The organism is Kitasatospora sp. NPDC058492 (assembly GCF_042720685.1).
Lineage (GTDB): Bacteria > Actinomycetota > Actinomycetes > Streptomycetales > Streptomycetaceae > Kitasatospora.
In genome coordinates, this window is sequence record NZ_JBHXMU010000064.1 from 37,419 (window position 1) to 50,657 (window position 13,239).

11 protein-coding genes are annotated in these 13,239 nt (G+C 72.1%); 7 read left to right on the forward strand and 4 right to left on the reverse strand.

Annotation, left to right across the window (positions count from 1 at the left end):
* Window positions 1-3: 3 nt before the first annotated feature.
* The 4 genes from ACFWPI_RS32025 (at window position 4) to ACFWPI_RS32040 (ending at window position 2,527) form a co-directional block, all read left to right on the forward strand.
* Window positions 4-219, forward strand: a complete 216-nt coding sequence (locus tag ACFWPI_RS32025; RefSeq protein ID WP_363377310.1) for an MbtH family protein — start codon at window positions 4-6, stop codon at window positions 217-219.
* A gap of 10 nt (window positions 220-229) precedes the next feature.
* Window positions 230-1,480: a cytochrome P450 gene (locus ACFWPI_RS32030; protein WP_380378525.1), complete on the forward strand. Its 1,251-nt coding sequence runs from the start codon at window positions 230-232 to the stop codon at window positions 1,478-1,480.
* An 83-nt stretch (window positions 1,481-1,563) separates the two neighbouring features.
* Window positions 1,564-2,301, forward strand: a complete 738-nt coding sequence (locus ACFWPI_RS32035) for an SRPBCC domain-containing protein (RefSeq protein WP_380378523.1) — start codon at window positions 1,564-1,566, stop codon at window positions 2,299-2,301.
* 34 nt (window positions 2,302-2,335) lie between these two features.
* On the forward strand, window positions 2,336-2,527 hold the full coding sequence (locus tag ACFWPI_RS32040) for a hypothetical protein (protein WP_244293816.1): 192 nt from the start codon (window positions 2,336-2,338) through the stop codon (window positions 2,525-2,527).
* Window positions 2,528-2,583: 56 nt separating this feature from the next.
* On the opposite strand, the gene ACFWPI_RS32045 is transcribed toward ACFWPI_RS32040, so the two are convergent.
* The 3 genes from ACFWPI_RS32045 to ACFWPI_RS32055 form a co-directional block, all read right to left on the reverse strand.
* Window positions 2,584-4,659, reverse strand: a complete 2,076-nt coding sequence (locus ACFWPI_RS32045) for an alkaline phosphatase family protein (RefSeq protein WP_380378522.1) — start codon at window positions 4,657-4,659, stop codon at window positions 2,584-2,586.
* Window positions 4,656-5,156 (reverse strand): hypothetical protein, encoded by a 501-nt coding sequence (locus tag ACFWPI_RS32050; RefSeq protein ID WP_380378521.1) that lies wholly within the window; start codon window positions 5,154-5,156, stop codon window positions 4,656-4,658. Before ACFWPI_RS32050 ends, ACFWPI_RS32045 begins: the two co-directional genes overlap by 4 nt.
* A 163-nt stretch (window positions 5,157-5,319) precedes the next feature.
* The gene (locus tag ACFWPI_RS32055; protein ID WP_380378519.1) at window positions 5,320-5,667 is read right to left on the reverse strand and encodes a hypothetical protein; all 348 of its coding nucleotides are present in this window, start codon (window positions 5,665-5,667) and stop codon (window positions 5,320-5,322) included.
* A 618-nt stretch (window positions 5,668-6,285) separates the two neighbouring features.
* On the opposite strand from ACFWPI_RS32055, the gene ACFWPI_RS32060 reads away from it, so the two are divergent.
* Window positions 6,286-8,169 (forward strand): protein kinase, encoded by a 1,884-nt coding sequence (locus ACFWPI_RS32060; protein ID WP_380378517.1) that lies wholly within the window; start codon window positions 6,286-6,288, stop codon window positions 8,167-8,169.
* 43 nt (window positions 8,170-8,212) lie between these two features.
* Here ACFWPI_RS32060 and ACFWPI_RS32065 read toward each other — a convergent pair whose 3' ends face one another.
* Window positions 8,213-11,191: a BTAD domain-containing putative transcriptional regulator gene (locus ACFWPI_RS32065; protein WP_380378516.1), complete on the reverse strand. Its 2,979-nt coding sequence runs from the start codon at window positions 11,189-11,191 to the stop codon at window positions 8,213-8,215.
* Between the two features lie 291 nt (window positions 11,192-11,482).
* Between ACFWPI_RS32065 and ACFWPI_RS32070 the strand changes: the two genes are divergently transcribed.
* Together ACFWPI_RS32070 and ACFWPI_RS32075 are read left to right on the forward strand one after the other, a co-directional pair.
* Window positions 11,483-11,989, forward strand: a complete 507-nt coding sequence (locus tag ACFWPI_RS32070) for a SigE family RNA polymerase sigma factor (RefSeq protein WP_380378514.1) — start codon at window positions 11,483-11,485, stop codon at window positions 11,987-11,989.
* 72 nt (window positions 11,990-12,061) lie between these two features.
* A complete protein-coding gene (locus tag ACFWPI_RS32075) occupies window positions 12,062-12,862 on the forward strand; it encodes a hypothetical protein (protein WP_380378513.1) in 801 nt (266 codons plus the stop codon).
* Window positions 12,863-13,239 lie beyond the last annotated feature (377 nt).

Here is a 13,239-nt window from a genome sequence, read left to right on the forward strand (position 1 = left end):
CCCATGACCAACCCGTTCGACGACCAGGACGCCACCTTCCTCGTGCTCGTCAACCAGGAGAACCAGCACTCGCTGTGGCCGCAGTTCGCCGACGTCCCCGAGGGCTGGACCGTCGCCCACGGCCCCGACAGCCACACCGCCTGCCTGGAGTACGTCGAGCAGTCCTGGACCGACATGCGGCCCAGGAGCCTCGCCGACGCCATGGACGCCCGGAAGTAGCGCGGCCGACGTGACCTCCACCGACACCCTCGGAACCGACGCCCCCGGTACAGCCGCTGCAGCCGGGCCCGGCGACCTCGCCGCGGCCCTGTACACGCCCGAGGCCCGCCGCGACCCGTACCCGTTCTACGCCCGCATGCGGCGCGAGAGCCCGGTCCACCGCAGCGACCAGGGCATCTGGTACCTCACCCGGTACGCCGACATCGACGCCGCCCTGAGCGACCTGCGCCTGTCGAACGACCGGGACCGGATGACCCGGGCCCTCAGCGGCCTGGGCGGCAACCTGAAGGCCCTGAGCCGGCTCACCGACCGGCTCGGCCGGGTGATGACCAACACCGACCCGCCGGACCACGCCCGGCTGCGCAAGCTCGTCAACCGGGCGTTCACCGCCCGGCGGGTCGAGGCCCTGCGGGACGGCATCCAGACGGTCGTCGACGACCTGATCGACCGGGCCGTGGCCCAGGGGCCCGCCATGGACTTCATCGAGGCGGTCGCCTCCCCGCTGCCCCTGGCCGTCGCCTGCGAGCTGTTCGGCATCCCGCCCGAGGACCGCCCCGAAGTCAAGACCTGGTTCCGTCGGATCGGCAACCTGACCGCCGACATCGAGCAGGCCGAGGCCGCCGTCGACCAGTACGAGGAGTACCTGTCCCGGCTCATCCGGCAGCGCCGCGACGATCCGGGCGACGACCTGATCAGCGCCCTGGTCACCACCCAGGCCACGGACGACCGGCTCACCGACTCCGAACTGCTGTCCACCTGCTTCGTCCTCATCACCGCCGGGGACGAGACCACCGCCAACCTGATCGGCAACGGCACCCTCGCCCTGCTGCGCCACCCCGACCAGCTGGCCCGGCTGCGCGAGGACCCGGCGCTGATCCGCACCGCCGTCGAGGAGCTGGCCCGCTACGACACGCCGACCCAGGCGATCGTCCGGGTCGTCGCGCAGGACGTCGAGATCGGCGGGCGGATGCTGCGCGAGGGCGAGCTGGTGTACCTGTTCCTCAGCGCGGCCAACCGCGACGAGGACCGCTTCGAGGACCCCGACCGACTCGACCTGGCGCGCACCCGCAACCGGCACCTGACCTTCGGCACGGGCCCGCACTTCTGCCTTGGCGGACCGCTCGCCAAGCTCCAGACCGAACTGGCGGTCGGCACCCTGGTCCGCAGGCTCCCGGGCCTCGCACTCGCCGACGGGACGGCCCTCGACTGGCGGCCCAACCCGCTGCAACGGCGGCTGTGCGCCCTGCCGCTCACCTACTGAACGACAACCTCGTCGAACGACAAGCCCGTCGAACGACAACCCCACCGAACGACAAGACCATCGACTGCGAAGGAGAACCGACCATGGCCCGAGAGTTCCAGGTGCGCCGGGAACAGGACCTGCCCGCCGCACCGGACCAGGTCTGGCAGGCGATCGCCACCGGCGCCGGCAACCTCAGCTGGCTGTACCCCATGGAGGTCGAGCCGCACGTCGGCGGGACGGTCTCCCGCGGCGGCGGCACCGTCGTGGCCTGGGAGCCGCCGCACCACTTCGCCGTCCGGGCGACCAGGGACGGCGGCTTCTCGAACACCCTCAGCTACCACATCGAGGCGGCCGACGGCACGTCGAGCCACCTGCGGATGGGGATCCACTGGGTGCACGAGGGCGTCGTCGACGACGGCTGGGACACCAGGGCGGACGCGGCCGAGAAGCACGTCGACCTCTACCAGCACAGCCTCGCCCAGTACCTGACGCACTTCGCCGACCGCACCGCCGTCTACGTCAAGGCCGCCCGGCCCGGACCGACCGCCGACCCCGCCGACTTCGCCACGCTGCGCCGGCGCCTCGGCCTGGCCGACGACACGGCCGTCGGCGACCGGCTGTCACTCGACCTCCCGGGCGCGGACGGCGGCCCGGAAGAGGTGGTCGTGGACTACCTGAGCCCCGACTTCATCGGTCTGCGCGGCCCGGACACCCTGTACCGGTTCTACAACGGCAGCTCCTGGAACTGGCCGATCTGGCTGGGCCACCACCTGTTCGCCGAGGGAGCGGACGAGGAGCAGGCGACCAAGGCGTGGAACGCCTGGCTCAACGGTTCCTGACCCGCCGTACGACAGACAACCGGAGGGACCCCTGGTGGAAGAAACACTGCTCTACGCCGCCGAACTCGTCGAGGAGGGCGGCACCTACAAGCTCGTCGTGCAGGACGTGGTCCGGGACACCGTCCAGGTCACCCCCGTCCCCAAGACCGCGGTGGACAGGCTCCCGACCTTCCTGTCGGTGCTCAGCGCCAAGCTCAACCCCGCACCGGCCCGCGGCCGCCGGTAGAACACCCCATACCCGAAGAGGCCGGCGCCGCGCCCCGGCGCCGGCCTCTTCGCCGTTCAGCCGCTGATGCTCGGGTGGCCGTTCTCGACGTGGCCCATGAGGCGGCGGCGGAAGGACGCGTCCTCGGCGATCGCGAGGTCCAGGTCGTACCAGCCGCCGGCGTCCTCGGTGTCCCAGGCGAGGACGAGGGGTTTGCCCGTGACGACGGTCCCGGTCAGTGCCTTCGCGGTGCTGTAGTGCCGGGGTGCCAGGGTGACGGCCTGCGGCGTGGCGCTCGGCGACGTGATCGTCAGGGTGAGGGTGCGCTTCGGGGCGGCGGCGATGGCGGTGGCCACGGAGGTGTCGGCTGCGGCCCCGGCGGCCTTCCCGGCGAACTCGCGGCGGAATCCGTTGGGGCCGGTGAGGTAGAAGTCGTAACTTCCCTCGCGCACCGGCACTTTGGTGGCGGGCGTGGTGGTGCCGAGCACGTCGAAGTGCCGGGGCGCGTCGTAGCTGCCGGACGTGCCGACGTTGTCGTACAGGGTCAGGTGTACGGAGGCGGCGCCGGTGTTGGTCGGCTGGAGGACGAACGCGCCCTGCTGCTGGTCCAGGGCGCCGTGGGCGTCCGGCTGGTACGGCAGCGGGCGGGCCAGACGCCGGGTGGGGTCGGTGGGTTGCGACGGCGGGTCGCCGGTGCGGTCGAAGTCGAAGACCGAGGTGAGGTTGCCGGCCACGGTGCGCCGCCAGCGGCTGATGGCGGGCTGCCGTACGCCCAACCACTCCTCCAGGAAACGGACTTGTGAGGTGTGGTCGAAGACCTGGGAGTTGACGTAGCCGCCCACCGTCCACGGGGAGACGACGATCATCGGTACGCGCATGCCCAGACCGATGGGCTGGTCGCCGACGTACTCGTCGTCGACGCCCTGCGGGGGCACCGGCGGCGGCACGTGGTCGAAGAAGCCGTCGTTCTCGTCGTAGCTGATGAACAGCACGGTGGAGTCCCACATGTCCTCGTCGGAGGCGATGACGTCCAGGACCTGGGCGACGACCTCCTCACCGGCCATGGGGGCCGAACCGCCGTCGCCCGGGTGCTCCGAGTCCGCGTCCGAGGGCACCAGGTACGAGACCCGGGGGACCCTCTTCGCCGCCACATCCTGGGCGAACGCGTAGACGAAGTCGCGGTAGTTCTTCGGGTTCTGCTTCGAGTCCGGCGGGGGCGGGCAGCGGAAGAGCCCGCGGTCGTAGAGGCTCCGGTCGGCCGGCGGCAGGGCGGCGACCGCCTTGGCGAGGGCCTCCACGTCCGTCTGCTGAACTTGACCCGGATCCTTGTAGAAGTCGTACAGGCTCAGGTACTTGAGCTCGGCCTTCTCCAGCACGGTCTGGAAGATCCGCTTGAACTCGGCGTGGAAGTCCAGGTTGTTGTCGTAGTAGTTGTCCCAGCCCTGGTAGACGCGCCAGCTGATACCGTCGGCGCCGAAGGGGTCGTTGTTGACCTCCAGGATCTCGGGGTAGCTGGACCAGTTGTAACCCAGCTTCCGTAGGTCCTTGTCCAAGCTCTTCCCGGGGTCCTCGCGGTCGTGCGCGGTCGACCCGGTGACCCGCGACCCGTCGGGCTCCCAGCCGCCGAATCCGCTGAAGAGGTAGTTGCGGTTCGAGGTGGTCTCGCTCATCACCGAGCAGTGGTAGGCGTCGCACACGGTGAACCGCTCGGCCAGCGCCCGGTAGGTGCCGACGACCTCCGGCTGGTCGAAGTAGCCCATCGTGACGGTCCCCTTGGCCTTGATCCACTGGTCGTAGCGGCCGTTGTTCCACGCCTGGTGGCCGGTGGGCCAGGTGTGGGCCGCGGGCTCGGCCGTACCCTGGTCCGGCCTCAGCTGGTAGGGCCTCTGGGGCTTGGACGGATGGTCGGGGTCGGGCTGGTCGAGGACGGTGTGGCCGCCGGTCCCGGGGAACGTGACGAGGTTGCGGTCGTCGTACCCGCGCACTCCTCGGAAGTTGCTGCCGAAGTAGTGGTCGAAGGAACGGTTCTCCTGCATCAGGAAGACCACGTGTCGGATGGCCTTCAGGCCGCCGGGGCGGGGTTTGCGCTTGAGGGCCTTCAGCAGCGAGTCCGGCAGCGACGGAGCGCTCTGCGGGGAGTGGGGAGTGTTCACGCGTTCTCCTGGTCCGGCGTGGCGGGCGAACCGGAGGGTGCGTTCTCGGTGGCCCGGAGGTAGTCGAGGTAGATGAAGTCGCCCTTGGCGCCCTTGTTGAGATCCGTGTCGACGCGGGTGTAGCCCGTCTCGGGAGGGATCTCCTGCGATCCGTCCTGCCAGTACGTGACGGTGAGGTCGACGATGGGCCGGCCTGCGCCTTCCTGGCGGGTGACGGCCAGGAACAGGGCCGTGCCGTGCACGGGCGTCCCCCTGTTGAGGTCGACCGGCAGCTTCTGGTACCCGGCGGGCGGCTTCTCGTCGTCCTTCAGGACGCGGATGCCGGTGACGGGCCGGTCGTCGGCGGACCGTTCGAAGACGAGGTACAGGTAGGCGCCGTGCGCGCCCTTGTTCAGGTCGACGTCGATCCACTCCCACCCGGTGGGTGTGTGGAACGGACTTCGTACCGGGTCGTCGTAGGCGACCAGGACGTTGACGTCTGTGACGAACTGACCCATGGGCAGGTCTCCGATCGGAGCGGGTGAACGTGAGCGGGGCGGATGGGGGCTCGAAGGCCAGGGCGCGTACGGGTACGTGAGACGCCCGGCCGGGGTCGGCCCGGCCGGGCGTCCAGTGCTGGGTGCGGCGGGCCAGGTGCGGTCCGGGCACCCGAGGCGGCCGTCAGCCCTTGGTGAGGCCTTCCCACTCGCTCAGCGGCGCCGGACCGTAGGTCTTCGTGTCCTTGTGCGGCTCCCCGTTGGCGACGTTGATCCGCACGAACCGGTCGCCGGAGAAGACCCAGTACTCGTTGCTGCCGTCCGGGACCTTCATGACGGCGTCGATCTTCGCGAAGTCCGACAGGCTGGGCCAGTCCTCGCGGATGGTGCCCTTGCTGACGAGCTTGTCCGGGTACGGGTGGCTGCTCGTCACGGTGATTTCGACGCGCCGGTAGTCGGTGTTGGAGAACACCCAGAACTGGTTCGGCTTGTCGGGAACGGCCATCACCGCGTCGACATGGTTGAAGCCCATGGTTGAGCCTTTCTGAATTCATCTGTTCGTTTGCCGCCGAAGCTGTGCTCGGGCGGATCTGCGGCTCAGTCCCATGGCTCGCGTGCGGCGAGGAACGTCGGGGAGGAGCGCCGCGAACCACGCTAGGTCGGCCGGTCCGGGGGCGCGATGCGAAAAGGCCCGGTGACCTGCATTCCAGTGACAGGTAATTTTGCTACGAACCTTTGACGCGAGAAGTCGGTCCGGCGCTCGGGGAGCCTTGACGGCCTGCTCCGCGGCTGTCCGGGACCGAGGACGAGCCGCCTCCCGGCCGACGGCTTCCGCAAGGCTCGACGACGGCGTTCGTTCGAGTGGACCGGTGACTGGTGACCGGTCGTGGCTGGGGGAGGGTGCCTGCCACCCCACCCGGCCGGCTGCGGCGCCCCACCCGGCCGTCAACCCGGCCGTCGAGGCGTGGGGGCGTGGGGCGGGGCATGGGGCGGGAATGGCTTGAGTCGACCGTGATTCATATGATGGAAAGCCAGTAGTTGTTTTGCCGGTGTCATGATCCTCGGAGGGCGCCCCGGACCAAGGTGCGCCCATGGAACCGGGCCGGTCTCCGGATTCGCTCCGGTCCTCGGGCTTGATTCAGGGAGTATCATGCGCGGCACCGTGCTCGCCAACCGCTACCGGCTGGTAGACCTGCTGGGCGGCGGGTCGATGGGCGACGTGTGGCTCGCCGAGGACGAGGTCCTGGGCCGCCGGGTCGCGGTCAAGGTGGTGAAGCCGGCCCTGCTGGACGAATCCGGCTTCGCCGAACGCTTCCACGCCGAGGCCCGCGTCATGGCGCAGCTGCGCCACCCGGGCATCGTCGGCGTGTACGACTACGGGCACAGCGCCGTGGACGGGCGGCCCTCGGTCGGCTACCTGGTCATGGAGCTGATCGACGGGGAACCGCTGAGCGCCGTGCTGGAACGCCGCGGCGCGCTGCCGGTGGAGGAGACCCTCCGGATGGCACTCCAGGTGCTGGAGGGGTTGGAGGCCGCGCACGAGTCCGGGGTGGTCCACCGGGACATCAAACCGGCCAACCTGATGGTCCGCGGCGACCGGACGGTGATCGCGGACTTCGGCATCGCCCGGCCCGGCTGCGACGCCCGGCTGACCGTACCGGGCATGGTGCTCGGCACCGCCGCCTACCAGGCGCCGGAACAGGCCTCCACCGGGACGGTCACCGCCTCGGCGGACCTCTACGCACTCGGCGTCGTCCTCTACGAATGCCTCGCCGGCAAGCTCCCCTTCGACGGGGAGACCGCCCTCGAACTGATCCTCAAGCACCTGACGGAGCCCGTGCCGCCGCTTCCCGAGGACGTGCCCGCGCCGGTGTGGGCGCTGGTCGAGCGGGCGATGGCCAAGGAGCCCGGCGAGCGCTGGCCCGACGCGGCGGCGATGGCCGCGGCGGTGCGGGACGCCCTCGCACCGGCCGAGGAGACGGCGCCGGCGTTGGTCCCGGTCGGGCCCCTGCCGGTCGTCGGACGCGCACGGTGGGCCAGGTTCCGCCTGCGCGGGCTGATCGGGGTGACGGCGCTGTCGCTGCTCTGCGTGGTCGGGGCCTCCGGAGCGACGGTGATCCGGTCCGACGAGGACGACGCTCCGGACGCCGCCGCCGTCGCGGGCCCGGTGGCCGGCCTCGTCGCGGGCCCGGCCGTTCCCGCGGCGGTGGCAGCCGACCGCCAACCCGCCGGACAACAGCCCGCCGAGCCGACGGTCCCGGTGCCGTCGACCGGACCGGAAGCGGGCGGGAGCCCCACGCCCGGCGCCGGACCCGCGCCGGTCGCCGGCCAGGACCTCGCTGTGCCCGTTCGGCCCGGTACGCCCACCCGGGGCTCCGCCGCGTCCCCTCCCGCCTCCGCCACGGCCACCGGCGGCCAGGGCCCCACCGCGCCCGTCCGGCCCGGTACGCCGAACCCGGCCCCCGCCGCGTCCCCTTCGGCCTCCGCCGCGCCCACCGCCAGCCAGAACCCCGCCTCGCCCGCGCCGACCTCCGCCGTCCCGTCCCCGCCCGCCTCCCACGAACCGCCCACGCCCACGCCGTCCGCGACGTCGACGCCGCCCACGCCGCCCACGCCGGAGCCGAAGCCGCAGCCGCAGCTGCCCTCCCAGGCACAGATCACCGGCGTCAACGGCGCGCTGGACAACTCCTACTCCGCGGACGAGAACGGCAACCGGGTCGGCACCTTCGCCGTCAACGGCACGCCGGCCCAGGTGTGGCGGCTGGAAAAGCTGTCCGAGGGGAAGTACTTCCTGCGCAACGCCTCCAGCAACTACACCAAGGTGCTGGACCTGGACACGGGTGACGGGCGCGTGCAGATCTGGACGAGCCCGCCGTACAACGACAACCAGCTCTGGTCCTTCGTGCCGGTCCGGGGCGGCTACCAGATCGTCAACGGCACCACCAAGGGCTGCCTGACGTCCGACGGAGTCGCCAACTACGTCAGGGTGGCGGCCTGCTCCAACGCGGAGAGCCAGGTGTGGGCGCTGTCCTGAGCCGTCCGGCCGGCAGCCGAACACCCCCGGGGCGAGGGGAGGATCACGCCGGCAGCCAGGACGGCCACTGCCGGCGGGGACGGTCGGCGGTTCCGCCGAGGCCGATCAGGGCGCGCAGCCGGTCGGCTTCGGGGGAGCCGATGGAGGCCAGGATGTCGTAGGCCTCCGACCGGCACGCCCGGGCCGCGTCCTCGGCGGCGCCGCGGTCGGCGAGCGCGTCACCGAGCGCCGCCAGGGCCAGCCCCCGCCCCCGGCGGTCGCCGTCGAGCGTCAGCACCTCGACCGCCCGGCCGGCCGCCTCCACCGCCTCGTCGCCGCGGCCGACGGCTCGCAGCGACTCGGTGAGCCGCAGGAGCGTGCGGCCCGTCCGGCGCCGGTCGTCCGGCCGCAGCAGGGCGAGGGCGCCGCGGTGGTGGCTCAGAGCCTGCTCGAACTCGCCGCGATCGTGGGCGATCGTCCCCAACGAGTCGAGGGCGAGCGCCTGGAGCTCGTGGTCGGCGAGCTGGTGGCAGATCAGCAGTGACTGGTCGACGACGCGGACCGCCGCCTCGGGCCGGCCGAGCTCGGTGAACGCACCGGCCAGGTTGAGCAGTTCGCCCGCCACCGAGCGCCGGTCGCCGAGCCGCTCCCAGACCGCGATCGCCGCCGCGAAGCCGTCGACCGCGTCGCCCGGCCGGCCGACCTGGACGAACAGGGCGGCCAGCGAGGCGTGGGCCAGGGCGAGCAGCGGCCCCGGCAGGCCGTGGGCGATGCACAGGTCGCGGGACCTGAGCAGCTCGCCGAGGGCCGCGGGTTCGGAGCCGACCTCGGTCAGCAGCCGGCCGAGCACCAGCCGGGCCCTGACCTCGGCCGTTCGGTCGCCCTGCCGGACGGCGGCCTGGAGCAGGACCTTGGCCGCGTGCCCCAGCGGCCGGGCGGCCTGGCCGGTCTCGCACAACAGGCTGCCGCCGAGCAGCAGTTCGGCCGCCAGATCGAGCCGGGGTGGCCGGGGGAGCCCGGCGTACTGGCCGACCAGAGCGCCGATGCCCTGGTACTCGCCGCGACCGCGGGCCACCACGCGGCAGTCGACGGCGTACGGTGCGCCGGAGCCGGTCAGGGCGGCGCGGGTGGCGGCCGGGCCGAGGGCCGCGACGGTCTCGGCGTGCTGGCGGATCACCAGACGGGTGAGGATGGCGGCCGGGCGGTCCGCCGCCGGAGCCGAGCCCGCGCCCGAGCCCGTACCCGCCTCGACGTCGGCTGCTGTATCAGCTGTATCAGCTGTGTCCGGGGTGAGCCGCTGGGCGAAGGCGCGCAGCAGGTCGTGGTACCGGTAGCGGTCCGGCGGCGCGGTCTCCAGCATCGAGCAGTCGACCAGCGACTCGGCCAGCTCCTCGGCCTCGTGCTCGGGCAGGTCGAGCACCGCCGCGACGGCGCCCGGCGACAGGTCGGGCACGTCCGGCACCGCCAACAGACAGAAGGCGCGGGCCTGGTCGGGCGTCAGCTGGTCGTAGCCGAAGCGGAACGCCGACTCGACGGCGAGGTCCTCGGTGCGCAGCACGTCCAGCCGGCGACGATTCTCGGACAGCTTGTCGAGCAGCCGGGCCATGGTCCAGCCCGGCCGGCAGGAGAGGCGAGCGGCGAGGATGCGCACGGCCAACGGGAGGTGGCCGCAGAGCCGCACGAGCTCCCTGGCCGTGTCCGCCTCGGCCCGCAGCCGCTGCCCACCGACCACCTGGCCGAGCAGGTCGAGGGCCTCCTCCGGGGCGAAGGCCGGCAGCTCGACGACGTGCGCGTTGGGAAGTGAACCGAGCCTGGCCCGGCTGGTGACGAGCACGGCGCAACCGGGCCGGCCGGGCAGCAGCGGCCTGATCTGCTCGGCGTCCCGGGCGTTGTCGAGGACCATCAGCACGCGTCGGCCGGAGAGCAGCGAGCGGAACTGGGCGGAGCGTTCGGCGAGCCCGGCGGGCAGCGCCTCCGCCGGTACGCCGAGGGCGCGGAGGAAGGCGCCCAACACCTCCTCGGGCGGGGTCGGGCGGCCGTCGGCCCCGTGCAGGTCGACGTAGAGCTGGCCGTCGGGGAAGTCGGCGGCCAGCCCGTGCGCGACATGGACGGCCAGGGCCGTCTTGCCCATGCCGCCCAGGCCCGACACGGTCGCCACGGGCACGGTGCGGGGCGCGAGCAGGACGGCCCGCACCGCCTCGGTCTGCGCCTCGCGGCCGGTGAAGTCGGCGAGGTCGGCCGGTACCTGGGTCGGCCGGATCGGCGCGTGGAACGGCGGGCGGGCCGTGGTGGTGGTGTCGGGCCGGGGCGGCGCGGGCGCCACGAGGGCGGTGTCGGCCACCAGGATCCGGCGCTGCAACTCGCGCAGACCGGGCCCGGCGGCGACGCCGAGCTGCGCCCGCAGCCGCCGGTCCGTCTCGCGGTACACGTTCAGGGCCTCGGCCTGCCGTCCGGCCCGGTAGAGGGCGAGCATCAGCAGCTCGGAGAACCGTTCCCTGAGCGGGTGCTCGGCCGCGACCGCGGTCAGTTCGGCGACGGCCTCGCCGGACGGTCCGGCCTCGATCTCGGCCTCCAGACACGACTCCAGGACGGTCACCCGGCGTTCGGTCCACTCGCCGCGCTGCCGCTCGGCATAGGGGCCGGAGAGCCCGGACATCGGCTCGCCCTGCCAGAGGGCCAGCGCCAGGCGCAGCGCGGCGGCGGCGCGGGCGTGCTCCCCGGCGCCGCTGAACTCCTTCGCCGTGCCGACGAGCTCCTCGCAGCGGTGGATGTCCAGCTCCCCCGGATCCACGGTGAGCAGGTAGCCCCCGCTGAGCGAGGTCAGCGGGGCGGGCCCGAGGACGCGGCGCAGGCGGTGGACGTACGTCCGGATCACGGCCATGGGCTTGGCGGGCGGCTCCTCGCCCCACAGGTCGTCCACGAGCTGACCGGTCGACACGGGGTGGTTGGCCCTCAGCAGCAGCGAGAGCAGCAGGTTCCGCTGCTGCGGCGACCCGAGTGCGAGCTCGCCGCCGTCCCGCCACCCCCGTATCGGTCCCAGCACCGTGAACCGCAACCCACCCACCGACCGTTCCCCTCTGCCTGCAAACGAACCCCCGGGCGCATGATACCGACCGCATCACCCCTGGCCGGGGCCGCTCGGGGGCCGTTCACGGGCCGTCCAGGGGCCGCCACGGGGAGACGCGGGTGTCCGTGGAGGGCAGTCGACGCGGCACCGGTGAAAAAAGACCGGTGAAAAAAAGAAGGTGCCTCGCCCGCGCGACATGCTGACGCCTTACGTAGTCATGAGGGGTATGCACGGGGATCACAGGACAAGGGAACAGGCGGGAACCGAGTGAAGTCAGCACAGGAGGATGAGTACCTGGAGTTCGCGGCCGCGAGGGCGAAGGCGCTGTACCGCTCGGCGTACGTCCTCGCCGCAGGCGACACGTATCTGGCGGAGGACCTGGTCCAGGAAGCCCTCAGCCGGGTGTACGTGCACTGGAAGCGGGTGGCCAAGGCGGACAACCCGGCCGCCTACGCCCAGACGGTCCTGGTCCGCACCTTCCTCAGCCTGCGGCGTCGGCGGAGCAGCGGCGAGCGCCCCATCGGGACCATGCCCGACAGCGCGGCGGCGGGCCCGGACACCGCACTGCGGCTCACCCTGCTGGACGCGCTCGGCCAACTGCCGCCCCGCGACCGGGCGGTGCTGCTGCTGCGCTACTGGGAGGACCGCAGCATCGAGGAGACCGCCCGGATGCTCAAGCTGAGCAGCAGCGCGGTCCGCTCCCAGGGCACCCGGGCACTCGGCAAGCTGCGTGCGTTGCTCGGCGACAGCCTGTCCGACCTGGTCGCGCACTGAGCACCGGTGCGCGACCAGGTCCACCGCCGCAAAGCCCCCATCAGCATCAGCGACAGAAAAGGTGACGCCAGCATGCCGTTCGAAGCAGACCTCGCACACGCCCTGGACCGCACGACCGACTCCCTCGAACCCGATCTCACCGCGCTCCTGAGCGGAACCGTCGAGCGCGGGCGGAGCCGCCGGCGTCGGCGTACGGCGGGTGTCATCGCCGGGGTCGGCGTCTGCGCCGTGATCGCGGCAGCCGGTGTGGTGATCCCCGACGTGCTCTCCGGGATGCACTCCGAAGGATCCGACATCGGGATCGTGGCGATGGCGATGCCGCGTTCCGCGATCACCGACACCCAGATGATCCAGGCCCTGGAGGCGACGTTCCCCGGGGGCCGGTTCAGCGCGGAGAGCGGGCAGAGCAACAACCCCTCGGACCCGTCCAACGGGCGCGTCGCCAACGGCGGACTGGTCCTCGACGACGGGCACGGCGCCGCCTTCGTCGGCGTCTCGGCCCTGCGGCTCCCACTGCCGCTCAAGGACGGCGACGGGCTGAGCTGCGAGCGGCAGCCCAAGAAGGACGGTGACACCTGCAAGATGAGCGAGCTGCCGAGCAGCGCCGAGATTCCCGGCGGGGCCCTGGTGATGTTCCAGCAGAACGCGGCCGCGCACCCGGTCCGTCCCGACACCGCCCGCCGCTGGACGGTGACGGTGACCCTGAAGTCGACCGGCGCGCAGCTTCAGATGGTGCAGTGGAACAGCACCGGCGGCGGCACCGGCGCCGAGACGCCGAAGCCGACCCGTCCCGCTCCTCCACTCTCCGAGCCGCAGGCGGTGGCCGCACTCACCGGTGCCGCCTGGGCACCGATCCTCGGCGCCGTCGGCTGAGCCTGCGCGTCGCGTTCGTAGGGGTTGCGTCCGCCGACGTTGCGTCCGCCGAGGTCGAGCACGTCTGTTCCGTTGTTCCGTGCGAGACCTCGGCGGGCACGCGCCCCGGGCCGGGCATTTGTTTCGGGCGCCGAGGAGGGGTACTGTCAGCCAGTCGCTCGGCAGGGAGCACCGGACACGCATCGGCGCGGACGGTCCCGGGGCGGCCAATCCTTTCGAAACACCACGTCCCGGTTCGGGCCGGGTCGGCTTGCCGTGTGCGGGCGAGACTCGGTGTGTATATCGGTGTGTTCGTTTTATTGGATTGCGGCCGATTCGCTTTTCGGAGCGGGGATCGGCTAGAGTTTGAAACGTCGGACGGGGCGTCAAGCCGCAGA